Genomic DNA, 22,275 nt, shown 5'->3' on the forward strand with positions numbered 1-22,275 from the left:
ATTGCGGCGCTTCGTTCTTCAGCCGTCTTTCTCAGCCATCCGGCAGGCGGCCGCAGGACTGCCGCACCACCAGCCGGCACGGCAGTTTTCTGATACCTGGCGTGGCGGGTTTGCCGCCGACCAGGGAAAGCAGGGTTAGCCCGGCCTCGCGGCCCAGTGCTGCCAGGTTCATGTCGACCGAGGTCAGCGGCGGGCGGGTCGCCTCGGCCACGATCTCCCAATTGTCGAAGCCGATGACGCCGACATCGCCGGGAACGCTCAAGCCTCGTTCGCGCAATGCATCGATGACGCCGCGCGCGATCTGATCGTTGCCACAGAAGACGGCGTCCGGTTTTTCGCCGTTGGTGTCGAACAGTTTTGCCACGGCGTCATGTCCCCAGGCTTCCGACCAGGAGCCGAGCAGCGGCTCGATCACCGGGAGGCCGTTTTCCGTCAGCACGGCGCGGTAAGCCTGCGCCCGTTCGTGCACCACGGCAAAGCTCGCCGGTCCGCTGACATGGGCGATGCGCTTGCGGCCGAGCCGGCAGAAATGCTCGATCGCCAGCCGCGCCCCGTCGCCGTCGTCGGAGACGAAGGCGACGGCGTCGGGATCGGGCTGGGTGAAGGCGTAGATCACCGGGACGCGCAGATTGGCGAGATCGACCGGCAAATGGCGGTCGATGCGTTTGCCGGTGGCGATGATGCCGTCGACGCGCTTGTCGAGCATGGCCTCGACATGGAGCTGGCCGAGGCGCGGATCCTCCTCGACATTGCACAGGAACACCGAAACGCCGGCATCGACCAGCGCGTCCGATATACCCGACATCAGCGGCAGCGAGAAACGGCCATAGGTATCATTGGTGAGCAGGCCGACGGTGAAGGAGCGGCGTCTGAGCAGGCTCTGCGCCAGGCTGTTGGGACGAAAACCCAGGCTGCGCGCCGTCTCACGGATGCGCTCGCGGGTCTCGGCCGTCATGCGCCCCTGGTCGTTGAGCGCCTTGGAGGCGGTAGCGACGCTGACGCCGGCCTGCGCGGCCACGTCACGCAAGGTGACGGGCTTGGGAAAGACCGGAACTGGCGGGGCGTCCGATGCCATCGCGGCAAGAATCCTTAGTTGGGAAAAGGTTTTCCCTTACCGGCCGGAATAAGGCCCGGCCAATGGCCGAGCCCGATCCTTAACTGGAAAAACCTTTTCTCAACTCAAGGCTAGGCCAGATCGAAGGACTGATCAAGGGGAAAAGTTGTGGTCGCTCGCGAGATCGGATTTCGCGATGGGTGCCGTCAATCGAAGCGGGGACCACTGTTGGCCGCGTGCGCCAGCTGAAAGGATCCGACATCTCCCGGACCGATCGGCAGGTGGCGCCGATTTGGTATGCAAGGAGTTCGCGAAAGGGTGCTATGGAGGGGCCGGGCATCCCTTTGCCGGGGAGCCCATCTCGCGACATTCGAGGTCAGTTTCGTGCGTAAACCGTCGCTCTTGCCCGTCTTTGGAAAACTTGGCGCCAAGGCACCGGTTGCCGTCATTCCTGTGCCGGTCCGGCCGGCAGGTCTTGCGGCGCGATTGCGGCAGGCCCTGGCCTCGCATGGCGCCACGGCGTTGCAATTGTCGGTCGTCGTCTGGACGGTCGCTATTCTCGGCGCCGCATTTCTCTTCGCGCGAGGCTAGCCGCATGGCCGACCGTTATACACTGCGCATGGACTTGCCCCAAAGCTGGGCCATCATCGATGTCTTTACCGGCCAGCCCGCGGTGGTCAGGCAAAGGGTGATGGTCGGCATGAGCCCGCAGGATGCCAACGCGCTGGTCGATCAGATGAATATCCGCGACGTCAAGCGCCGGGAGAGGGCCGAACGTAAGTCCTGACCTGTCCAACGTTTGCCGAGGGCGGCACTTGGCGCGGGCAAGATCCCGCCGCACCGCAAATCAGAGGATTCCCGTGAGAGCCAGCCTGAAGCAGAAGATACTGGAGGTCTGTGACCGCAGGATTTCCGAAAAAGGGCCCAGCGTCGGCGTGTCGTTCTATGCGTTCTTCGCCAACAGGAACGACGACCCCGAGTTGCTGATGGAAGTCGCCGATTGGTGGATCAGAACCCACCGCCTCGACCATTTTGAAAAGGCTGCGAAGATACGCACGATGGTCGCGCACCTCTGCTGATCAGCCGAAATCGGCGGCCGTCAGCGCATACAGGCTCTTGTGGGTGCGGCCGTAGGCCTTGGCGGCGACATCGTGGATAGTGGAACTCGACCTGTCGAAGGCGGCAAGATAGCCGGCCTCGTCGGCGGCGGTGTCCGGCTGTATCCTGGTCATGGCGTCGGCGGCCACGGAGAAGGAAATCTGGAGCATGCCATCATGGCCGACGAAGCGAATGCGTTGGCCGGCCACGTCATAGCTGCGGCTGCGATTGGGAAAAGTCAGGCTCATGTCTTGACCCCCGTCGTGGCAGCCTTCTTGGCCACCCGTTTCGTCTTAGGCGTCGGGTTCAGCGCTTCCGCCACGCGGTCGGCCTCTTCCTTGGCCAGCCGCAACTCCCTCAGCCTTGCCGTCTTGATCTCCCTGGCTTTCGCCTCGGACATGTATTCGGCGGTTGCCTTGTTGCGCTCCGCGTTCTTCTTCTGCTTGTCGACAAAGCGGGCTTCAGCTTTTTCCATGATCGTCTGATTGCCGTCGGCCATCGAAGTCTCCTTTGCGCATGAAATCGTGAAAACGAACTTGTCAGATAAATAGGCGCTCGACCGGCAAAATTCAACTTTTTGAAATATTTGGCTGATTTCGGATATCAGGAAACCGGGTGCGAAAATAATACTTCCAATATCTAATTCCGTCCCACGATAAATTTTGGCACTCCTATCTATCGAGTGCCAAACCGCCTATAAAGAGGGCGCGGCCGCCTATGCCGGCCCCAGAAAGAAGTTCTCATGAAGTTCCGTCCACTCCACGACCGCGTCGTCATCCGGCGCGCCGAAGGCGATACAAAATCCAAGGGCGGCATCATCATTCCCGACAATGCCAAGGAAAAGCCGCAGGAAGGCGAAGTCATTGCCGTCGGTCCGGGGGTGCGCGACGAAAAGGGCGCGCTCGTTCCGCTCGACGTCAAGGCCGGCGACTTGATCCTGTTCGGCAAATGGTCGGGGACCGAGGTCAAGATCGACGGCGAAGACCTGCTGATCATGAAGGAAGCCGACATCATGGGCGTCATCGAAAAGGCTGTCGAAGCCAAGAAGGCCGCCTGACTGGAGCGCCGCGCGTTCGGCGCGGCGACTGGCCCCTCAAACTCGAACGGAAAAAATCATGTCCGCCAAGGAAATCAAATTCTCCACCGATGCGCGTGACCGCATGCTGCGCGGCGTCGAAATCCTCACCGATGCGGTGAAGGTGACGCTGGGCCCCAAGGGCCGCAACGTCATCATCGACAAGGCTTATGGCGCCCCGCGCATCACCAAGGATGGCGTCACCGTCGCCAAGGAAATCGAGCTTGCCGACAAATTCGAGAACATGGGCGCGCAGATGGTGCGCGAAGTGGCCTCGAAGACCAACGACCTCGCCGGTGACGGCACCACGACAGCCACGCTGCTGGCCGCTTCGATCCTGCGCGAAGGCGCCAAACTGGTCGCCGCCGGCATGAACCCGATGGATTTGAAACGCGGCATCGACCAGGCCGTCGCCGCCGTCGTCGGGGAAATCAAGGCGAAGGCCAAGAAGGTCAAGTCGTCGGCCGAGATCGCGCAGGTCGGCACCATTGCCGCCAACGGCGACGCCAGCGTCGGCGAAATGATCGCCAAGGCGATGAACAAGGTCGGCAATGACGGCGTCATCACCGTCGAGGAAGCCAAGACCGCCGAAACCGAACTCGACGTCGTCGAAGGCATGCAGTTCGACCGCGGCTATCTCAGCCCCTACTTCGTCACCAATGCCGACAAGATGCGCGCCGAGCTTGAGGACCCCTACATCCTCATTCACGAGAAAAAACTCGGCAATCTGCAGGCGATGCTGCCCATCCTCGAAGCGGTGGTGCAGGGCGGCAGGCCGCTGCTGATCATTTCCGAGGACGTCGAAGGCGAGGCCCTCGCCACCCTGGTCGTGAACAAGCTGCGCGGCGGCCTCAAGGTCGCGGCCGTCAAGGCGCCGGGCTTCGGCGACCGTCGCAAGGCGATGCTGGAAGACATCGCGGTGCTCACATCGGGCCAGATGATTTCCGAGGATCTCGGCATCAAGCTCGAAAACGTCACCATCGAGATGCTCGGCCGCGCCAAGCGCGTGCTGGTCGAGAAGGACACCACCACGATCATCGACGGCGCCGGCACCAAGGCGACCATCCAGGCACGAGTCGCCCAGATCAAGGGCCAGATCGAGGAGACGACCTCGGACTACGACAAGGAAAAGCTGCAGGAGCGGTTGGCCAAGCTGTCAGGCGGCGTTGCCGTCATCCGCGTCGGCGGCGCCACCGAATCGGAAGTGAAGGAAAAGAAAGACCGTATCGACGACGCGCTGAACGCCACGCGCGCAGCCGTGGAAGAAGGCATCGTGCCAGGCGGCGGCGTAGCCCTGCTTCGTGCCCGTTCGGCGCTATCAGGCCTGAATGGCGCCAACGCCGATGTCACCGCCGGCATCTCCATCGTGCTTCGCGCGCTTGAGGCGCCGATTCGCCAGATCGCCGAGAATTCCGGCGTCGAGGGCTCGATCGTTGTCGGCAAGCTCGCCGACAGCAAGGACCACGATCAGGGCTTCGACGCCCAGAAAGAGGTCTATGTCGACATGATCAAGGCCGGGATCGTCGACCCGGCGAAGGTGGTGCGCGCAGCATTGCAGGACGCCGGCTCGATCGCGGCCTTGCTGATCACCGCCGAGGCTATGATCACCGACGTCCCGCCGAAGGATGCGGCACCGGCGGGCGGCGGCGGCTACTAAGATCCAGCCCGGACTGCGAAAGGTGGTTCATGGAGGCCACCTTTTCAGGCCCGACCTGTGAGATTCGATATTACCGCCGGGGATTTCTCCCGGCGCACGGGCCTCTAGCCAGGAGATCGATCCATGATCGTGTTCACGCAGAAGCCAGAGACGGCCGTCACGACCGAAACGACCGAGGAAAGCCGCTTCGACCGCATCCGCAGGATTGCCGCCGACAAGCACAAGAAGTCCGATCCGGATACGGCGGCGCCACCAAAGGCCGAACCCAAACGCCCGATGTAAGGCCGCGCCGCTACTGGCCGTTCAACCTCAGACCACATCGCGTGTCAACGGCGCGAGCTCGATGCCGTTGGCCGAGCGTGGTCCAGCCAGACAACTTCCCGTCGGCAGTGTCGGAGTGTCCGGTATTGTCATTATATTAGCTTAAGCGCATATTTGTCCGGCAGCGAGCCCTTGGCCGCCAACGCGTCCCGGGGGCGCTTGCGATTGTTCCGAAAAATAAATCACTCCGTGCCGCTCGAATTATGGAGCAGCACGAGACAATGACATTTGGAGGAAATACCCATGAAAGTGATTATCTTGGCAAACTATGCGCCTCATGCCGCCAAAGGATTGATGCAAGGCTCGGACAGGCAGGCTGCGGTCAAGGCGCTTTTTGAAAGCGTTGGCGGCAAGGTGAGCAGCGTGATGTTCACGCGCGGCATCTATGACGTCGTTGTCAATGGCGAGGTGCCGGACCAGTCAGCGGGGATTGGCATGTCCCTTGCGGTGCGAGCGAGCGGCTCGTTGACCGAGATGGTTGTACTGGAAGAACTCGATATGAAGGCAGTGCTCGCGGCCGCCAAAAAGGCTGCGGACGCGTACAAACCCGCCGGCTGACGAACTTGCCTTCTTGATCAAGGCAGCACGGTTCGATGGACGTGCCGTGCTGCCGAGTGTCCGACAGGGCATCTTCTTCCGACTTTCGCGGCGACTGGAATTCAAGCTAGTATCGTCGGGTGGTCGTTTGGTGCAGAGAGCTTGCGGAAACGGAACCGCGCTTCTCAGTTCGGAGACAAGTCATGTTTGCGGCCCAGGCCATCGATACCTCAGACAAGGTCGCTTTCTATCGTGACCTCGCCAAGCAATTGAAGGCGCTGCTCGAGGGGGAGCACGACTCGATCGCCAACGCCGCCAACACCTCGGCGCTGATCTTCCAGATGGTGCCCGACCTCAACTGGGCCGGCTTCTACTTCCTGGCATCGGACGAGGAAATGGTGCTGGGCCCCTTCCAGGGCAAGCCGGCCTGCGTGCGCATCGCGGTGGGCAAGGGCGTATGCGGAACGGCGGTCGAACTCGGCACCTCGATGCTGATCAAGGACGTGCATGATTTCCCCGGCCACATCGCCTGCGACGCCGCCTCGCGCTCCGAGATGGTGGTGCTCCTGGAAGACGACGAGGGCGTCTTCGGCGTGCTCGACCTCGACAGCCCGACGCCCGGCCGTTTCGACAGTGCCGACCAGGCCGGCATCGAGGCACTGGCGGCGATCTATGTCGCGGCGAGTTCGTTCCAGGACTGATTCTCGGGCAGCATAGTCAAGGCGCTGCCTTCAGCGCGCGCTTGAAGGCCATGGTCGCCATGTCGATCAGTTGCGCGTGGATTTGCGCGCGTGATCGGCCCGTGCCGTCGTCGCATACGGGATCGCCGATTTCTAGGGATATGATGAGCGCCGGCGCGCCGGGCTTGCACTCGCCGAACATGCTGTAATGGCTGGCATCCCCGATCGTCGCATAGCTGGCATGGGGGATCGCCTTGGCGATGCCCGACGCATCGGTGGTCGCGGGGATTTTCCCCGGCGAGCCAAGATTGACGATATCGACCGGGATTTTGATGCCGGAAAAGCTCCCGGCATCAAAGATATCCGATGGTGCGGGGTCGATCGCCATGACGAAGCGGACGCGCCGGTCGCTGTTGTCGCGGCCGGCAAGCCGCATGTCCATGGCGTGGAGGTCGACGCCGCTTTGCCTCACCCAGCCGCACAGCGAGGCGTTGAGCAGGTCGGTGTCGCAATAGGCCTCCAGCAGCTTCGGGTCGACGCGCGCGCCGGCAATGGCGAGCGTCGTGCCGCCGCCCATGGAGAGGCCAAGGGCGCCCACTTTGCCTTGCTCGATGTGGTGCCGGAAGGAGGCCTCGTTTTCCATCGCGTCCAGGGTTGCCGCCAGATCGGTGGGCCGCAACCACAGCTTCATCGTCTCGGCGGCGGACCTGTCTTTCCCGCCATTTCCCGGATGGGTGGGCGCGGCGACGATGAAGCCTTGACCCGCCAGGGGCGACGCTATCCAGCTCAGGGCTTGCGGGATGCCGGCCAGACCGGCGCCATGCGAGAGCAGGATGAGCGGGAATTTGCCGGGGGATATCGGCGCATCGCGCTCGGCGGACGTTCCGGTGAAGAGCTGGCTGTCGCCGAGCATGACAGCCACACCGCCCGGTTCTGCCGGGTACCAGACGGTGACGTCGAGATCGCCGCCGCGCTCCACCGATCGGGCGGCAACTTGGCGAACTCCGACGGCTTCGCCGGCATTGGCCTGATATTGCAGCGCAAGCGTGGAAACGATGATGGTGCAAAGCGCGGTTCGAAATGTCATTAAGTCCTCCGTTCACCGAAAGCGCGCCATCGCTGGAGACCCCGAAGGCTCCGGGCAACAGCTTTGGTCGCCACGTCGATGACGCGATATCGCCGGATCCGGGCAGCACCCGCGACCTCGATCGTGATCAAGGACGTCCACAATCGCGATTTGGTACGGCCGCCGTGGAACGGCGTACTCAACCGCTCACGCGGCTCGCAAGGGATGGCGCCTGCGCGTTCTTCTCGCGCCAGGCAAGTGGGGTCGTGCCGGTCACGCGGCGGAACTCGCGGTTGAAGTTCGATTTGGTTTGGAAGCCGGCGGCGAACATGATTTCGGTGACGGACTGGCCGGTTTCGCCGAGCAGCCGGCAGGCCTCGGCAATGCGGTGTTCGTTGACATATTGCGAGACGTTCCTGGCCATAGCCCGGTTGATGGCCGCCGAGATCTGGCGCGCCGGAATTCCGGCGCGCCGGGCAAGCCGGTTGAGGTTGAGATTGGCGTCGCGGTAGAGTTTCTTCTCCTGCATCAGCTCGTTCACCCTAAGGATCGTGTCGGCGTCTTCGCTCGCATCGGGTGGCGATGAAACGTCCATCGGATCGGCTACGGCGCCGGGAACATGGCTTTGGCTGGCCGCCGCCGCCGCTACCCCGACAATGACGAGAATGAAAAGATTGGCGATGCCGATGATCGTGGCGGCACGGTCGTCATGGCCTGATGCCAGCTCGAAGGACACCAGCATGTCGACCAGGGCCGACAGGCATAGTGCCGATGCCGCCGCGATGATGGCCCTGTAGGCAGGCACCGCGCCGTCGAAAGGCGCGAGCCGAAGCCCGTCCGCGCCGGACCGTAACAGCCACAGGATGGCTGTGGCATAGATGAAGTCGATTGCGATGAGCGCCACGTCCACCGCATAGCGCCAGACGATGATCAGCAGCATGACGATTGCCGCCGGCGCCGCATGGATCATCAGCAAGGCCGGCCACCGGCGGTCGCTGGTGCGGACCAGCTTCGAGACGCCGGCATAGAGCAGCGAGGGCATGATGGCGGCGGAGACGGGAGCGACGTAGCCAACCTCGCGGATGCCATAACCCCAGCGCAGGCCGGTTAATACGGATTGCAGCGCGGCAAGCAGGATCAGGCCAAGAAGCGGCAGGTTGGGCGCAGCCTCATCCTCGCGCCTGGCGACGACCCAAAGCAGGATGAACAGCAACAGCGCGACGACGAAGGGCAAGGGAACGAACGGCATGGGTGGGGCTCTGTGCTGACAGGCGGACCCTAGCCGAAGTGGTCTCGATTCCCAATTGGCGCGGTTCGGTGTTCGATAGAATCTCCGGCCAGCTTTAACTGCTTGTTTTTACGCAGTTCCCAGGGGGAAGCGCTACGCGCTTCTCCCGGGAAAACCGCTACGCCCGTTTCCTGGAATTGCTCCAGCGATCGGGCTCAGCCCGTCTCAGGCCAATTTCACCAGCATCAGGCTGAAGCAGCCGATGAACAGGAAGGCGCAGAAGGCGAGCGCCAGCGGGCGCAGGCCGCGCGAGCGCAACTGCGAAATGTCGGCCTGCAGGCCCATGGCGGCCAGTCCCATGGTCAGCATGATGGTGGTGGCGAGCGCCATCGCCTGCTTCACTTCGGCCGGTATCGCGACAAGGCTGTTCAGCGCCACGACGGCGACAAAGGCGGCGACGAACCACGGCATGGGCGGTCGCGCCGTCGACTGGTCGCTGCTCCCGCGGCGCGCCATCAGGCCGAGCGCGACGACCATCGGCGCCAGCATGGCGACGCGGGTGAGCTTGGCCACGGTGGCGATCTCGCCGGACTGGGTGCCGTTCTGGAAGCCGGCGCCGATGACCTGCGCCACCTCATGGATCGAGGCGCCCGCCCACAGGCCGAAAGCGTGCTGGTCGAGGCCGAGCAGCGGCGCCAGCAGCGGGAAGCCGAGCATGGCGAAGGTGCCGAACAAGGTAATCGAGGCGACGGCGTAGGTAACGTCCTCGTCGCGCGCATCGGTGACGATGTTGGTGGCGACGATCGCCGAGGCGCCGCAGATCGAGGTGCCGGCGGCGATCAGCTGCGCCAGCCTGGCGTCGACGCCGATCAGCCGGCCGAGCGTGATGGTGAAGAGGAAGGTGGCGCCAAGGGTCAGCGCCACGATGCCGACGCCGCCGGCGCCGATCGAGACGACCTGGCCGAGCGTCAGCTGGAAACCGAGCAGCACGATGGCGAAGCGCAAAAGGCGCTTTTGCGAGAAGGCAATGCCGGCCTTGGCGTGCACCGGTGTGCCGAGCACGTTGGAATAGATCATGCCGGCGACGACGGCCAGGATCATCGGGCTGAACAGGGCGAAGCCGGAGACATTGCGGGCCGAGAAGGCGACGGCGGTGATCATCGCCACCAGCACGATGCCGGGGATGATGCCGTTCCAAAGGGAATCGAGGCGCTTGCGGCCCTGCGCCAGATCCTCGGAGATCGTGCTTTTCGGAATATCGTTCGCGATGCGGGTCAGGGAAGGCAATGCAATTCTCCAGGCGAGTGCAGCGGAGAAATGCCATTTCAGGATCAATCATTCCAACGAATTATTTTCGTTAGAATGATCGAGTTTTCCGAACGATTGTCAGTCTGGGAAAGTCGGGCACCGAACTGAGAGGGTGCAATACGTCGGGCTACAACAACTCCTGCCACCGCCGTGCTCCATGGACAACACGCACGATCTCCGCCCCGTCGTCTGTCTGGCGATAAAGGATCAAGTAATTTCCGGCCGGGAACGTGCGCAAGCCTGCTCGCACTTCCGGTCGGGCAACGCCCATGCCCGGCATGTCGGCGATGCGTTGGCAATGGGCGTGGATTTCATCATACCAACGCAAAGCCGCCGAGGGACTGTCCTCGGCTATATAAAGTGCGATGGCTTCGATATCCGCTTCGGCCTCCGGCCGTAGGCGCAGCGTCATCGTGACGTGCGCTCGGCGATCCTCGCCTCGAGCTTGCTTTTGATCCGGGCGAAGGCATCCCGTCCGTCTACGGCGTTCCCGCTTGCCATGCCTTCGTCCCAAAGCCGGCCCAACTCATCGATGGCATGGTCGCGTTGCGTCCGACGAAACTTCCACTCGCGCAAGGCCTCGCGCATAACTTCGCTCGCCGACGCGTATTCGCCCGCCGCGACGACCTCGCGCATCATGGTTGCCATTTCAGGCGTTAGGGCAACGCTCACTTTCTCGACATTGGCCATCCGCATGTTCTCCTTACGTACGCAAAGTAGGCAAGTTTACTACCTGACGCAAGGGCGATAGCCCGCCTTGGACGCCCCGCTCAAGGCCTTCGCGGATTTCATTCGCGCAGCGGCGACTGCGTCAGAGCTGCGCTTCGATCGCCGCCTTGTCGATCACCGACCAGACGTGCCTGATCCTGCCGTCGAGAAACTCGTAAAACACGTTCTCGCTGAAGGAGACTTTCCTGCCGTTGATGGGCAGGCCGAGGAAAGTTCCCTTGGGCGTGCAGTTGAACTGGAGGCGGCTCGCAATGAATGGCGGGTCGGAGATCAACAGCTGGACGTCGAAATAGAGGTCCGGGATTTCGCGGAAATCCCGCTCCAGCATGTCGCGGTAGCCTGACAGTCCAACCCGGTCGCCATTGTAATGCACTTCGTCATGGACGAAGCGATGCAGCCTTTGCCAATCCTGGTTGTTGAGACAGTCGATATAGCCTCGATAGAGATCGGTTTCGCTCACGGCGATGGCTCCATTGCTTGAACGCCCGATCGGGAAGATAGAACGGCCACGGATACAATCCAGCGCTTTACCCGAAGGCGTCGACCAACGGCGGGAAGGCCGGCGTCGCCGGCGGCGGTTGGCCCAACGACCGGGCCAGACGGTGCCTTGACGCATCACGGTTGCTGCTCCAGCTTGCCGCCATGTTCGTTCTCGCGCCCGCCGACACCAAGCGACGCCGCCTTCGCACCGTGCGGAGCGGCACGCTGATTGCGCGACGAGGAAGACCGGCTTTATAGATCCGCTTCCTTTCCCACAGCCCGCCCGCGAAAAACGCCGGCGGGCTGTTTCATGCCTGGAGCCTTGTGATGATTGCCAATTCTTCCATCCGGTTTCGTCCAGCCGAGCCTGCCGACGCCGCAGCGATCCGCGACATCGTGCGCGCCGCCTATGCCAGATGGGTGCCGGTGATCGGCCGCGAGCCGCTGCCGATGCGTGCCGATTATGACAAGGCCGTCGCCGAGCATCCGTTCGATCTCGCCGTCGCGGAGGACCGCATTGTCGGCATGATCGAAACCATGCTGGCCGACGATCACCTGTGGATCGAGAATGTCTGCGTCGCGCCGCAGATGCAGGGCAGGGGCATCGGCCGGCTGCTGCTGGAGCGTGCGGAAACCAAGGCGCGCGAGGCAGGACGCCGGGAGCTCCGCCTGTTGACCAACGGCGCCTTCGAAGCCAATGTGTCGCTCTATCGCACGCTTGGCTATACGATCGATCGGGAGGAGCCGTTCATGAACGGAACGACGGTCTATATGAGCAAGCGGCCAGTTGGATGCCCGCCAATCGGAGCGTGAGGATGGCTGCCAGGATCAAGCTTAAGCAACTCACTGGCCTCTATGCGATTTCGCGGCTTCAAGCCGGTGACGGCATTCCTGCATGGGCGGACGGGCCGGGCTTCGTCAGCATCACCAGAACCGATGACGAGCTCTCGATCACCTGCCTCCAGGATCGCGTGCCGGATGCCGTAAAGCATGATCGCGACTGGGTCGCCTTCAAATTGCAGGGCCCCTTTGCGTTCGACGAAACCGGCATTGTGCTGTCGGTCATAAAGCCGTTGTCGGAAAACGGTTTGGGCATCTTCCTGGTATCGACATTCGATGGCGACCACCTGCTGGTGAAAGCGGCGGACGAGCCCGCGGCGAGAGGCTTCCTGCGCGAAGCCGGGCATACGCTGCTATAGTCTGCTCATCGCCGGCCGCCGATCAACGATTGGCGCGCTGGCTCAACCACTGGCGCGCTGGCTCAACCACTTCGGGGGTTGCGTTTGACAGCGCCGTTTGCGCATCGTTATTTCTCGCCCGATATGACGGCCCGCGCGGCCATGCGGCACACCCCAGGAGAAACCCATGTCACACAATCTGCAGTTCTATATCGATGGCGCATGGGTCGATCCTGTCGTGCCCAACACGCTCGACGTCGTCGATCCGTCGAATGAAGATGTCTTCGCGCAGATCTCGCTCGGCTCCAAGGCCGATGTCGACAAGGCGGTGGCCGCTGCCAAGCGCGCCTTCGACACATATGTCTTCACCTCGGTCGAGGAACGCCTCGACATCCTCAACCGCGTCATCGAGGTTTACAAGAAGCGCAGCAAGGACCTGGCGCTGGCCGTGTCGCGCGAGATGGGCGCGCCGCGCCAGATGGCGCTCGACAGCCAGGTCGGCATTGGCCTGGCGCATCTGACCAAGATGGCCGAGACACTGAAGAGCTTCCAGTTCCGCCACGTCAAGGGCAACCACCTCGTGGTCAAGGAGCCGATCGGCGTCGTCGGCCTGATCACGCCGTGGAACTGGCCGCTGAACCAGATCACCTGCAAGGTCGGTCCGGCACTCGCGGCCGGCTGCACCATGGTGCTGAAGCCGTCAGAAATCGCGCCGCTCGATGCCATCATCTTCGCCGAGATCATCGACGAGGCCGGCGTGCCGAAGGGCGTGTTCAACCTCGTCAACGGCGACGGCCCCGGCGTCGGCCAGGCGCTGTCCAGCCACCCCGACATCGACATGATGTCGTTCACCGGTTCGACGCGGGCCGGCATATTGGTGGCCAAGGCCGCGGCCGACACGGTCAAGCGTGTGCATCAGGAGCTTGGCGGCAAATCGGCCAATATCCTGTTCCCGGATGTCGATCTCGCCACCGCCGTGAGCAAGGGGGTCGCCGGCTGCTTCAGCAACAGCGGCCAGTCCTGCAACGCGCCGACGCGCATGTTCGTGCCGCGCGACCGCCACGACGAGGCCGCAGGATATGCCAAGGTGGCGGCTGAAAAGTTCACCGTCGGCCCGGCCGATGGCGCCAACACCACGCTCGGCCCCGTCGTCAGCCAGGTCCAGTTCGACAAGATCCAGGACCTGATCCAGAGCGGCATCGACGAGGGTGCGACGCTGGTCGCCGGCGGCCCCGGACGCCCTGCCGAACTCAACCGCGGCTACTATGTCAGTCCGACCGTTTTCGCCGACGTCACCCACGACATGCGCATCGCGCGCGAAGAGGTTTTTGGACCGGTGCTGGCGATCCTGCCCTACGACACGGTCGAACAGGCGGTCGAGCAGGCCAACGACACCGTCTATGGCCTTGCTTCCTACATCCAGGCCAAGGACCTGCAGAAGGCGCGCGACGTGGCCGCGCGCATGCGCTCGGGCAATGTCTACATCAACTATCCCCAATGGGACGCCGGCCTGCCCTTCGGCGGCTACAAGCAGTCCGGCAACGGCCGCGAATACGCCGAATACGGGCTGGAGGATTTCCTCGAGATCAAGGGCATCGCGGGGTATGAGGCGGCGGAGTAAGGCACGCGCGCCAGATTTTCCTCTCCCCCGCAAAGCTGGGGAGAGGTGGCTGCGAAGCGGTCGGAGAGGGGGCTGCGGCGTTGGCGGGCTCGCGCTGAATTCTTTCGAGGCGGCGCTGCCCCCGCTCCGTCTCGGCTTCGCCGAGCCACCTTTCTCCCCATTTCATTGGGGGCGAGGAACCCAAGTTCTGATGGGCTTGTCCTTGCCAATTGGCAGATACATGCTATATATCTGCCATTAGCGAGGTCCAGACATGCAGCTTCAGTCCATCGTCACTACACCGGCCACGGTCGGCAGCGCCATTTCGGATGAGGAGGCGGGTGCCTTGGCGCGGACCACGGTCAATCTGTTCAAGGCCTGGAATCTCAGCGACTTCGAGGCCTGCGTGCTGCTTGGCGGCATCTCGGCGCGCACCTGGGCGCGGTGGAAGGAGGGCGGCGTCGGCCGGATCGACCGCGACCTGCGCACCCGCATGGCCCATCTGATGGGCATCCACAAGGGGCTGCGCTATCTCTTCACCGAGCCGGCGCGCGGCTATGCCTGGATCCGCAAGCCCAATGCCGCCTTCGGCGGGCAATCGGCGCTCGACCTGATGCTGCGCGGCGACATTTCCGATCTCGCGGCAATGCGTGAATGGCTCGACGCGGAGCGTGGTGCATGGTGAGTGGACTTGCGGTCCGGCGCCGCATCCACTGGCCCCAGACCTATCGCATCATCCGCTCCATCCATCCGCCGATCGACCTGTTCGAGGACATCGCAGACCCGCGCGACTGGGAGGCGCTGGCCGCCGTCGAGGAGAAGACCAATCCGCGCATCCGGCTCGAGCTCGGCGATCTCGGCAAGGTGCCGGCCGCAAGGCGTGTTTCGGGTCCAGGCGCCAGTTTCGTCATGGCGCCTTTCGTGCATTGCTCGACGTTACGGCCCGGCCGCTTCTCGGACGGCAGCTACGGTATCTATTATGCCGGCGACAGCGAGGACGTGGTGCTGGCCGAAACCATCCACCATCACCAGGAATTCATGCGCGCCACCAATGAGGCGCCCGGCTGGACGGCCGATTTCCGCGTGCTGATCGGCAGCGTCGACCGCGACCTCGACGACGTCAACGCCGTGCCCGGCGTGCTCGACCCGGACGACTACGCCGCGTCGCAGGCGGAAGGGCGGGCGCTGCGGGCCGCCGGCAGCGACGGGCTGGTGTGGAACAGCGTGCGCATGGCGGAAGGAGAGTGCATCGGCATCTTCTGGCCCGACGTCATCGATGTCCCGGTCCAGGGCCGCCACTACAGTTATCACTGGGACGGCGCCCGCGTCGATTTCGTGCGACAGCACGATACGGGCAAGGTGCTGGAGGTGGTGTGAGCAGGCCGGTGCGGCTTGACCTCACACCAGCGCCGCCGCCAGCAGTTTCGCCTGCGGCGTCAGCGCTTCGAAGCTGCGGGCGCACAGGTTGAGCTGGCGCGTGGCCCAGTCGTCGGTGAGCCGCAGGCTGCGCAGCGTGCGGGCGGAGCGGCGCGCGGCACTTTCGGGCACGATGGCGATGCCGGCGCCTTGGGAGACCAGCCGGCAGACATCGTCGAGGCCTGGCACGCGGATGCGAAAATGGAGATGGCCGCCGAGCCGGGCGGCCTGGCGGGCTATGTGCTCCTGCAAGGGATGGCCGGCGCTCAAGCCGACGAAGGGCTCGCCGAGAATGTCGGCAAGGGCGGCATGATGGCCTTCTAGGCCGGGCTGGGTCCGCGCGATGATCACCACCAGCCGGTCGACGAAGAACGGCTTCTGCTCGAGATGGGAAAGGCCGGCCCAGCTGGCGGCGATGCCGAGATCGGCCGCACCGTTCGCCACCGCCTCGGCGATCTCATTGCTGGGGCGTTCATCGAGGTCGATGTCGATCCCGGGATGCGCCGCCAGGAAAGCCGGCAGTATGTCGCGCAGCAGCTCACTGGTTGCCGCCGTGTTGGCCATCAGCCGCACGCGGGCGCGCAGGCCCGTGGCATAGGCGCCGAGGTCGCCGGCCATGGCTTCGATCTGGTTCTGCACCGCCCGCGCATGGTGGAGCAGCGCCTGTCCGGCCGCCGTCGGCACCACGCCGCGCCGCCGCCGCTCCAGAAGCGGCGCGCCGAGGCTTTCCTCCATGCCCTTGATGCGCGCGCTGGCCGAGGCGAGGGCGAGGCCGGCGAGTTCGGCGCCACGCGTGATGCTGCCGCGTTCGGCCACCAGCAGGAACAGCCGGAGATCGGTGAGGTCGAAGCGCATTTTTCGCTCCTGCAAATCGTATCGTGCCCCAATCAGCCTTCGTTCAGGCCGAAGGCTGGCAGCGCAACTTCCACATTGTGGGCGGCCTGCATGTCAGTCAAATCATTTGCGATGGAGATGGGTGATGCGTGAAAAAACATCAGGCCGGCAAGGGCTCGGGATTCTTGAAAGCGCGGCGATCGTGCTGGCGCTGGCGGTGGCCTCGCTTGCCGTGGCGCAAGCGCAGCCTGGCGCGCGGGGATGCGGGGTGACGACGGCTTCCGTCAGCCGCGATGCCGTGCCGGCAAAGCCGGAAGCCGAGGCGACGGACATGTTGCTGCATGACTGAAGGAACCGGCGTGCCCAAGGTCCATCCATGCTGAGCGCCGGGGCCATCGGCTTCATCGGTGCCGTTTTCGTGGCCGCCGGCCTCGTCAAGGGCGTCGTCGGGATGGGGTTGCCGACCGTGGCGATGGGCCTGCTGGCCGTGACCATGCCGCCGGCGCAGGCCGCCGCCCTGCTGTTGATCCCGTCGCTGGTCACTAATCTCTGGCAGTTGTTCACCGGTCCGTCCTTCGGCGGCTTGTGCAAACGCCTGTGGACGATGATGGCCGGCGTCGTCATTGGCACCGTGACCGGCGCCGGCCTGCTGACCGGCGCGCACACGATGATGGCCTCGGCCGGGCTTGGCGCCGCGCTGGTGCTCTATGCGCTTGCCGGTCTGGCCAAGGCCGGCTTCACCACGCCGGCGCGCCACGAAGCCTGGATATCGCCGCTGGTCGGTGTGGCGACCGGCCTGGTCACCGGCGCCACCGGCGTCTTCGTCATTCCGGCGGTGCCTTACCTGCAATCGCTGCGGCTGGAGAAAGAGGACCTCATCCAGGCGCTCGGCCTGTCCTTCACCGTATCGACCGTGGCCCTTGGCTTCGGCCTATTCACGACCGGCGCGTTGGTATCGCCGCAACTGGTGGGATCGGTCCTGGCATTGGCGCCCGCGCTGGCCGGCATGTTCATCGGCCAGGCGCTGCGGCAGCGAATGAGCGTCGAGACTTTTCGCACGGTGTTTTTCGCCGGCTTGCTGGCGCTCGGGATTTATCTCGCGCTGGAGGCTGTGCCGCGGGGCTAAAAAGGGCCGGGCCGTGGAACCTCTTGCGAATGTTTCGGCCAGGCCCGGCACGCGCCAGGATCAGGCCGTGGGCTTGCGTGCCTGCATGACGCTCAGCCATATCGCCGAGACGAGAAAATAGAAGGCGCCGAACGCGGCATAGGGGGCGATGTCGGTGATGCCAGGTGTCGCGGCGCCGATTGCCTGTCTGATGAAGAAGCCGCCGGCAAGGGCTGACTGCGCACCGCTCAGCACCATCGCCCATTGCGCGCCTGCCCGCCAACGGCGCACGCCGGTCGCAAGCTGGAACAGGCCGGAGAGAATGGCCCACGCCCCGAACACCGCCAGGACCGCGTGCGGTCCCTGTCCAAGGGCGATGAAGACCGCGATGGCCGTGATCGTGCTGACCGCCGCGTTGAGCGCCTGGCTGGGATTGGCCTTCAGGCCGCCGCTGCGCCGCGCATCCAGACTATTGGCGATCGCGTCCCAGGCGGGATAGGCGACCAGCAGCAGCGCCGCGACCGGCGGCGCGCTTTTGCCAAGGATAAAGGCGGCCACTACCCAGGCGACCGAAAAGCCGGCCCGCAGGAAATAATATGACTTCAGCCATTGCGATGCGGCGTCGGGCGCCTGGAGTGTTTGAGTGCTCATTGGAACGTCCTGTCTTGTTGGTTGGAATGGCCCGAGGGCGGCGAGTCGACCCGCTTGATCGACTGGGGATCATGTCCTCAGGTTGGATGATTGGAACAGCTCATGCTCGCGGCTTTGCTTGCGGGAATGGCTTTAATCCAAGGCAAAAACAGCGCATAATCAGCACGAAATGCGCTATCGTCGTTAGGAATGTAGGGGAACCGGCTGACCGCATCCATGATGGAATCGCCTGAAAATTTGACCATTCTTCCGGATGGAGCATCCCACGTTACCGGCGATCTCCTGTCGCATGTGCTGGCGCAGATCAGGCTTACCGGGGACCAGGTTTTTTCGCGCACGCTGGCAAAGGCGGAACAATTCGATCTCGACGAAGGGCAAGCCCATATCGTCGTGGTGACAGCCGGCGCGCTGCGCATGGAGAGCGAGGATCAGGCCCCTGTCGTTATCGAGGCCGGCGACCTCGTGCTCCTGCCTCGCGGCCCCGGTGGGTTGCGGCTGGTGGCGTCGCATCCGCACGTGGCGATCGTCGCCTGCCGCTTCTGGTTCGATCCGGACAGTCTTCGGGGGATGATCTTTGCCTTGCCGCGATACATCCATATCGGGCGTGCCCAGGGGGCAGGGTGGATCGACGGAATGCTGCCCTTCCTGATGATCGAAACCAGCGACGCCCAGCCCGGCGCGGCCTTGATGATTTCCCGCATCATCGATCTCATGGTCATCCGCACCTTGCGCAGTTGGGTCCATGAAGGACACGCCACGGGCTGGCTCGGCGGGCTTTCGGATGCACGCATCGCCCGTTCCCTGAAAGCCATCCACGAAAGGCCGCTGCAGCGGTGGAGCATCAATGAACTGGCCGAAAAGGCCGGCATGTCCCGTTCCAGCTTCTGCGAGCGGTTCGCCGCGCTCGTCGGGCGCTCGCCGCTGCGCTACCAGAATGAATGGCGCCTGGGCGTGGCCCGGGACCTGCTGGCCAGGCGAGACGCGCGCGTGGGCGAGATCGGCTTGCGCATCGGCTACGAGTCCGAGGCCGCCTTCAGCCGCGCTTACAAACAGCTTTTCGGGCATCCGCCACGGGTTGAATATGCCCTGACGAATGAACCCGCGAAGCAGTCCTGACCGACGGCGCCATTTTGAAGAACTCGAGTTGCGGCCGCTACCGCACCACGAGCACCGGGATCTCGGTGTAGGACAGCACTTCCGCCGTCTGGCTGCCCAGAAGCAGCCTGCCCAGCCCGCGTCGGCCATGCGAGGCCATGACGATCAGGTCGCAACCTTGCGCCTTGGACAGGTCCAGGATCGCTTCGGCGGGTCGGTTGTCCTCGACATGGACCAGCTTGGCGGACACGCCGGCGGCGTCGGCCGATGCCTTGCACTTGTCGAGCACTTCCTTGCCGTAGCGGCGCGCTTCTTCCTGGTAGACGGCCAGCTCATCGCCGGCGGCATAGCCGGCCATGGAGCCGCCCCAGGCGAAGATCGGGAATTGTTCCGAAACGGTGATGAAGGTGACGGCGGCGCCGATGCCCTTGGCCAGCGTGAGGCCATGGGCAACGCCCTTGTCGGCCAGGTCCGAGCCGTCGGTGGCGATGAGCAGATGTTTGTACATGATGATCCGACCTGTGATGCCTGATGACTATCCAACAGAGATAGTTATGCCCCCGCGCTCATTCATTGAGCCAATGCAGCGGGGATCAGGGCCAGAGATGTGGCCCAATATCGGTGCTTGTTGTCGGGAGCGGCCGACCGTTGGCCTCGGCGCCGCCCCTCAGCGCCAATCTATCGAGAAGAGGCATGGCACAATTTCGCCGGCCGGATTCCCCTTTGCGAAACCGTCCTCTAAGGTGCCGCCGACATCGAAGGGCATCCCATGAGCAACGCGTTTCCGCAGATCCATCTGGTCCGGCATGGCGAGACGGCATGGAGCCTTTCGGGGCAGCATACCGGGCGCACCGACATGCCGCTGACGCCGGCCGGCGAGGCGGCCGCGCGCGGCGTGGCGGAGCGGCTCAAAGGCCTGTCGTTTTCCACGGTTTGGTCGAGCCCTTCGCAGCGCGCCTACAACACCAGCGCGCTTGCCGGCTTTGGCGCGACAAGCGTCAAGGTGGACGACCTGCAGGAGTGGGATTACGGTGCCTATGAAGGGCGTACGACGAAAGAGATCCTGGCCGAGCGGCCGGGCTGGAACGTGTTTCGCGATGGCTGCCCGCAAGGCGAGATGGCGGCCGATGTCGGCGCCCGTGCCGACAGGATCATCGAGCGCCTGCGCAGGGTCAACGCCGACATACTGATCTTTTCCAGCGCGCATTTCCTGCGCGTGCTTGCCGCCCGCTGGCTCGGCCTGCCGCCGGAAGGCGGCGCGCTGTTCGTGCTCGACACGGCCAGCATCAGCGTGCTCGGCTACGAGCATGACCTCGGCGAGCCGGTCGTGCGCAAGTGGAACCTGAGATAGGGGAGCAACGGCGCCTCCGCAGCGCGGAAAGCGCCCGTCACTTCGTCATCCAGGGCGGAGCAAGGAGCGTAGCGACGCGGCGCAGACCCGAGGATACATGCCGTGACTTCAAGGTGTCGCCACGGTGCCTATCCTGCTCCGCTGCACTCCTCGATTGCTGTCACGGCATGGATACCAGGGTCTCCGCGACGCCGCTTCGCGGCTGCTTCGCACTGGTATGACGAAGTTGGGGAAACCTACCTCTCGAACTTCCTGATTGCCTCGGCGGTGACGGGCTGGAAGAAATTCACCAGATTGCCGTCGGGGTCGCGGAACAGCAGCGAGCGGTTGCCCCAGGGCATGGTGGTGGGCTGCTGCACGGTCGTGTTCTTGATGAAGTCCGACAGCCGGGCGAATTCGGCATCGACGTCGCCGACGCGGAATTCGAGGATGGCCGTGTGGTTGTCGGCGGGACGGGCGATGTCGCCGCCGAACAGCATCAAGGTGCGCGTGCTGCCGATCGCCAGCGTGCAGACCGGCGTCGCCAGTTCGGCGAAGTCTTCCGTGTACACCGTAACCGGCATGCCGGTGATCTCGCCGTAGAAGCGCACGAGGCGCTGGACATCTGATGTGATGATGCGGACAGAGACGAAATTCATCGCATTGGCTCCTTGATCTCGAAGCCGCGACCGGCTCCCGACCGATCCATAGACCAGGTCTCCTGCCAGCTTTCTGTCAGGAGATGGGTTGCGATGGCCGCGCTTGCGGCTCGGACCAGACCGGCGGCAGGCCGAAGGCTGCGAACAAATCGGGCCCGAGCGGGCCAACATAGACCGTCAGCGCGGCGATCTGGCCGTCGGCCGGCTCGATGACGTGCAGCGATTGCGCGCGCCATTCCGGTTCGTGAAGCCGCCGCGCATAGATCGCCACGGCGGGCTGGCCATTGGCCCTTGTCGCCACCGCGCGGTAGCCGGCGAAATTGTTCCACACGGTGTCGAAGAAACCGTGGATCGCCTGGCGGCCCTGGTACCAGTCGTGCCAGGGCGGCATGTGGTAGGTGGCATCCTCGCGCAGGAGTTCGATGAAGCCGTCGAGATTGGCGGCATCCCAGGTCCTGATATAGCGTTCGAGCAGCAGGTCCTCGTCGGCGCTCGGCCGCGCGCGCTGCAGTGGCCGCCCCTTGGGAAGGCGTTCGCCGAGTGTGACGCGCGCCCGCTGCAAGGCGCTGTTGATCGACGCCGTAGAGCCGCCCAGCAATTGCGCCGCCTCCAGCGCCGACCAGCCGAGCACGTCGCAAAGCAGGAGCGCGGCGCGCTGCCTGGGCGGCAGAAGCTGGATCGCCGCGACGAAGGCAAGCCGGACGGCCTCGCGGGTTTCGTAACGCGCTTCGGGGCCCGGTTCGCCGTCGGCGAGATCCGGCAGCTCGGCGTCGGGATAGGGCTCCAGCCAGGTCAGTTCGGCGGCTGGGCCGGCAGCGGCGCGGCCTTCGGTCGGCGGCCGTGCCGGCTCTTCGAGAATGCGGCGCGTCGACGACCTTGCCTTGATCGCGTTGAGGCAGCTGTTGGTGGCAATGGCGTAGAGCCAGCCACGCGGCGAGCCGTGGCCGTCGAATTGCGAGCGGCCGCGCCATGCTTTCAGGAAAGTGTCCTGGACGAGGTCGTCGGCCTCGTGGAGCGAACCCATCATGCGGTAGCAGTGCAGCTTGAGTTCGCGGCGGTGGGTGATGGTCAGGCGCTCGAAGGCGGGCCGGTCGAGGACCGGCCGGCCCGATGGCCCGGCAGGAGCGTCTGTCATTTCGAGCTCGCCATGATGATTTCGGGCCATCCTGCGCGC

The 22,275-nt window shown here is 64.2% G+C and carries 32 protein-coding genes; 17 read left to right on the forward strand and 15 right to left on the reverse strand.

The genetic code is table 11. The annotated features are described in order from the left end of the window. Positions 1 to 31 precede the first annotated feature (31 nt). Positions 32 to 1,075, reverse strand: coding sequence for a LacI family DNA-binding transcriptional regulator (locus tag O7A70_RS08635; RefSeq protein WP_337139998.1), 1,044 nt, complete (start codon positions 1,073 to 1,075; stop codon positions 32 to 34). A 363-nt stretch (positions 1,076 to 1,438) separates the two neighbouring features. On the opposite strand from O7A70_RS08635, the gene O7A70_RS08640 reads away from it, so the two are divergent. The 3 genes from O7A70_RS08640 to O7A70_RS08650 all read left to right on the forward strand — a co-directional run bounded on the left by O7A70_RS08640 (position 1,439) and on the right by O7A70_RS08650 (position 2,133). Then, positions 1,439 to 1,645, forward strand: a complete 207-nt coding sequence (locus O7A70_RS08640) for a hypothetical protein (RefSeq protein ID WP_337139999.1) — start codon at positions 1,439 to 1,441, stop codon at positions 1,643 to 1,645. A 4-nt stretch (positions 1,646 to 1,649) separates the two neighbouring features. Continuing rightward, entirely contained in the window at positions 1,650 to 1,841 is a 192-nt protein-coding gene (locus O7A70_RS08645; RefSeq protein WP_027146264.1) for a hypothetical protein, read from the forward strand. A 73-nt stretch (positions 1,842 to 1,914) separates the two neighbouring features. Next, on the forward strand, positions 1,915 to 2,133 hold the full coding sequence (locus O7A70_RS08650) for a DUF6500 family protein (RefSeq protein ID WP_337140000.1): 219 nt from the start codon (positions 1,915 to 1,917) through the stop codon (positions 2,131 to 2,133). Here the strand turns inward: O7A70_RS08650 and O7A70_RS08655 are convergent, their stop codons facing one another. Both O7A70_RS08655 and O7A70_RS08660 read right to left on the reverse strand, forming a co-directional pair. After that, positions 2,134 to 2,400, reverse strand: coding sequence for a DUF1488 domain-containing protein (locus tag O7A70_RS08655; protein ID WP_337140001.1), 267 nt, complete (start codon positions 2,398 to 2,400; stop codon positions 2,134 to 2,136). After that, on the reverse strand, positions 2,397 to 2,651 hold the full coding sequence (locus O7A70_RS08660; RefSeq protein WP_027146267.1) for a hypothetical protein: 255 nt from the start codon (positions 2,649 to 2,651) through the stop codon (positions 2,397 to 2,399). The genes O7A70_RS08655 and O7A70_RS08660 overlap by 4 nt, the downstream gene beginning before the upstream one ends. A gap of 243 nt (positions 2,652 to 2,894) precedes the next feature. Here O7A70_RS08660 and O7A70_RS08665 point away from each other — a divergent pair, with 243 nt between their 5' ends. The 5 genes from O7A70_RS08665 (at position 2,895) to O7A70_RS08685 (ending at position 6,443) form a co-directional block, all read left to right on the forward strand. Continuing rightward, positions 2,895 to 3,209, forward strand: a complete 315-nt coding sequence (locus O7A70_RS08665) for a co-chaperone GroES (protein ID WP_337140002.1) — start codon at positions 2,895 to 2,897, stop codon at positions 3,207 to 3,209. A 58-nt stretch (positions 3,210 to 3,267) separates the two neighbouring features. Beyond that, positions 3,268 to 4,884 (forward strand): chaperonin GroEL, encoded by a 1,617-nt coding sequence (groL, locus tag O7A70_RS08670; protein ID WP_337140003.1) that lies wholly within the window; start codon positions 3,268 to 3,270, stop codon positions 4,882 to 4,884. A 123-nt stretch (positions 4,885 to 5,007) separates the two neighbouring features. After that, positions 5,008 to 5,166, forward strand: a complete 159-nt coding sequence (locus O7A70_RS08675) for a hypothetical protein (RefSeq protein ID WP_337140004.1) — start codon at positions 5,008 to 5,010, stop codon at positions 5,164 to 5,166. A 282-nt stretch (positions 5,167 to 5,448) separates the two neighbouring features. Then, positions 5,449 to 5,763: a GYD domain-containing protein gene (locus O7A70_RS08680; protein WP_337140005.1), complete on the forward strand. Its 315-nt coding sequence runs from the start codon at positions 5,449 to 5,451 to the stop codon at positions 5,761 to 5,763. A gap of 182 nt (positions 5,764 to 5,945) precedes the next feature. After that, a complete protein-coding gene (locus O7A70_RS08685) occupies positions 5,946 to 6,443 on the forward strand; it encodes a GAF domain-containing protein (RefSeq protein WP_337140006.1) in 498 nt (165 codons plus the stop codon). Positions 6,444 to 6,459: 16 nt separating this feature from the next. Here the strand turns inward: O7A70_RS08685 and O7A70_RS08690 are convergent, their stop codons facing one another. The 6 genes from O7A70_RS08690 to O7A70_RS08715 all read right to left on the reverse strand — a co-directional run bounded on the left by O7A70_RS08690 (position 6,460) and on the right by O7A70_RS08715 (position 11,213). Beyond that, complete coding sequence (locus tag O7A70_RS08690; protein WP_337140007.1) at positions 6,460 to 7,509, reverse strand: alpha/beta hydrolase family protein; 1,050 nt, start codon at positions 7,507 to 7,509, stop codon at positions 6,460 to 6,462. Positions 7,510 to 7,687: 178 nt separating this feature from the next. After that, complete coding sequence (locus tag O7A70_RS08695; RefSeq protein WP_337140008.1) at positions 7,688 to 8,737, reverse strand: helix-turn-helix domain-containing protein; 1,050 nt, start codon at positions 8,735 to 8,737, stop codon at positions 7,688 to 7,690. Between the two features lie 204 nt (positions 8,738 to 8,941). Then, positions 8,942 to 10,003, reverse strand: a complete 1,062-nt coding sequence (locus tag O7A70_RS08700; protein WP_337140009.1) for a YeiH family protein — start codon at positions 10,001 to 10,003, stop codon at positions 8,942 to 8,944. A 148-nt stretch (positions 10,004 to 10,151) separates the two neighbouring features. Further along, positions 10,152 to 10,436 (reverse strand): type II toxin-antitoxin system RelE/ParE family toxin, encoded by a 285-nt coding sequence (locus O7A70_RS08705; protein ID WP_027146272.1) that lies wholly within the window; start codon positions 10,434 to 10,436, stop codon positions 10,152 to 10,154. Further along, positions 10,433 to 10,714, reverse strand: a complete 282-nt coding sequence (locus O7A70_RS08710) for a type II toxin-antitoxin system ParD family antitoxin (protein ID WP_032936299.1) — start codon at positions 10,712 to 10,714, stop codon at positions 10,433 to 10,435. The genes O7A70_RS08705 and O7A70_RS08710 overlap by 4 nt, the downstream gene beginning before the upstream one ends. Before the next feature lie 121 nt (positions 10,715 to 10,835). After that, entirely contained in the window at positions 10,836 to 11,213 is a 378-nt protein-coding gene (locus O7A70_RS08715; RefSeq protein WP_337140010.1) for an ester cyclase, read from the reverse strand. Between the two features lie 347 nt (positions 11,214 to 11,560). On the opposite strand from O7A70_RS08715, the gene O7A70_RS08720 reads away from it, so the two are divergent. The 5 genes from O7A70_RS08720 to O7A70_RS08740 all read left to right on the forward strand — a co-directional run bounded on the left by O7A70_RS08720 (position 11,561) and on the right by O7A70_RS08740 (position 15,388). Next, a complete protein-coding gene (locus O7A70_RS08720) occupies positions 11,561 to 12,046 on the forward strand; it encodes a GNAT family N-acetyltransferase (RefSeq protein WP_337140011.1) in 486 nt (161 codons plus the stop codon). A 2-nt stretch (positions 12,047 to 12,048) separates the two neighbouring features. Further along, positions 12,049 to 12,432, forward strand: a complete 384-nt coding sequence (locus tag O7A70_RS08725; protein WP_337140012.1) for an ACT domain-containing protein — start codon at positions 12,049 to 12,051, stop codon at positions 12,430 to 12,432. 166 nt (positions 12,433 to 12,598) lie between these two features. After that, positions 12,599 to 14,032, forward strand: a complete 1,434-nt coding sequence (locus O7A70_RS08730) for an aldehyde dehydrogenase family protein (RefSeq protein WP_337140013.1) — start codon at positions 12,599 to 12,601, stop codon at positions 14,030 to 14,032. Between the two features lie 253 nt (positions 14,033 to 14,285). Further along, positions 14,286 to 14,696, forward strand: a complete 411-nt coding sequence (locus O7A70_RS08735; protein ID WP_337140014.1) for an MbcA/ParS/Xre antitoxin family protein — start codon at positions 14,286 to 14,288, stop codon at positions 14,694 to 14,696. Then, entirely contained in the window at positions 14,690 to 15,388 is a 699-nt protein-coding gene (locus tag O7A70_RS08740) for an RES family NAD+ phosphorylase (RefSeq protein WP_337140015.1), read from the forward strand. Before O7A70_RS08735 ends, O7A70_RS08740 begins: the two co-directional genes overlap by 7 nt. A gap of 21 nt (positions 15,389 to 15,409) precedes the next feature. Here the strand turns inward: O7A70_RS08740 and O7A70_RS08745 are convergent, their stop codons facing one another. Then, positions 15,410 to 16,282: a LysR substrate-binding domain-containing protein gene (locus O7A70_RS08745; protein WP_337140016.1), complete on the reverse strand. Its 873-nt coding sequence runs from the start codon at positions 16,280 to 16,282 to the stop codon at positions 15,410 to 15,412. A gap of 124 nt (positions 16,283 to 16,406) precedes the next feature. Between O7A70_RS08745 and O7A70_RS08750 the strand changes: the two genes are divergently transcribed. Next, a complete protein-coding gene (locus O7A70_RS08750; protein ID WP_337140017.1) occupies positions 16,407 to 16,610 on the forward strand; it encodes a hypothetical protein in 204 nt (67 codons plus the stop codon). Between the two features lie 27 nt (positions 16,611 to 16,637). Further along, positions 16,638 to 17,387: a sulfite exporter TauE/SafE family protein gene (locus O7A70_RS08755; protein ID WP_337140018.1), complete on the forward strand. Its 750-nt coding sequence runs from the start codon at positions 16,638 to 16,640 to the stop codon at positions 17,385 to 17,387. 60 nt (positions 17,388 to 17,447) lie between these two features. Here O7A70_RS08755 and O7A70_RS08760 read toward each other — a convergent pair whose 3' ends face one another. Then, positions 17,448 to 18,017, reverse strand: a complete 570-nt coding sequence (locus O7A70_RS08760) for a DUF308 domain-containing protein (protein WP_337140019.1) — start codon at positions 18,015 to 18,017, stop codon at positions 17,448 to 17,450. 77 nt (positions 18,018 to 18,094) lie between these two features. Further along, positions 18,095 to 18,235, reverse strand: coding sequence for a hypothetical protein (locus O7A70_RS08765; RefSeq protein WP_337140020.1), 141 nt, complete (start codon positions 18,233 to 18,235; stop codon positions 18,095 to 18,097). Between O7A70_RS08765 and O7A70_RS08770 the strand changes: the two genes are divergently transcribed. Beyond that, a complete protein-coding gene (locus O7A70_RS08770) occupies positions 18,234 to 19,133 on the forward strand; it encodes an AraC family transcriptional regulator (RefSeq protein WP_337140021.1) in 900 nt (299 codons plus the stop codon). The genes O7A70_RS08765 and O7A70_RS08770 overlap by 2 nt on opposite strands. A 37-nt stretch (positions 19,134 to 19,170) precedes the next feature. On the opposite strand, the gene O7A70_RS08775 is transcribed toward O7A70_RS08770, so the two are convergent. Continuing rightward, positions 19,171 to 19,620 carry a universal stress protein gene (locus tag O7A70_RS08775; RefSeq protein ID WP_337140022.1) on the reverse strand — a complete coding sequence of 150 codons (450 nt, stop codon included), beginning with the start codon at positions 19,618 to 19,620 and terminating at the stop codon, positions 19,171 to 19,173. Between the two features lie 261 nt (positions 19,621 to 19,881). Between O7A70_RS08775 and O7A70_RS08780 the strand changes: the two genes are divergently transcribed. Then, positions 19,882 to 20,463, forward strand: a complete 582-nt coding sequence (locus O7A70_RS08780; protein ID WP_337140023.1) for a histidine phosphatase family protein — start codon at positions 19,882 to 19,884, stop codon at positions 20,461 to 20,463. 236 nt (positions 20,464 to 20,699) lie between these two features. On the opposite strand, the gene O7A70_RS08785 is transcribed toward O7A70_RS08780, so the two are convergent. After that, on the reverse strand, positions 20,700 to 21,101 hold the full coding sequence (locus O7A70_RS08785) for a VOC family protein (RefSeq protein WP_337140024.1): 402 nt from the start codon (positions 21,099 to 21,101) through the stop codon (positions 20,700 to 20,702). A gap of 76 nt (positions 21,102 to 21,177) precedes the next feature. Then, complete coding sequence (locus tag O7A70_RS08790) at positions 21,178 to 22,236, reverse strand: RNA polymerase subunit sigma-70 (RefSeq protein WP_337140025.1); 1,059 nt, start codon at positions 22,234 to 22,236, stop codon at positions 21,178 to 21,180. Positions 22,237 to 22,275 lie beyond the last annotated feature (39 nt).

Source organism: Mesorhizobium sp. Cs1299R1N1 (assembly GCF_037179655.1).
GTDB lineage: Bacteria > Pseudomonadota > Alphaproteobacteria > Rhizobiales > Rhizobiaceae > Mesorhizobium > Mesorhizobium salmacidum.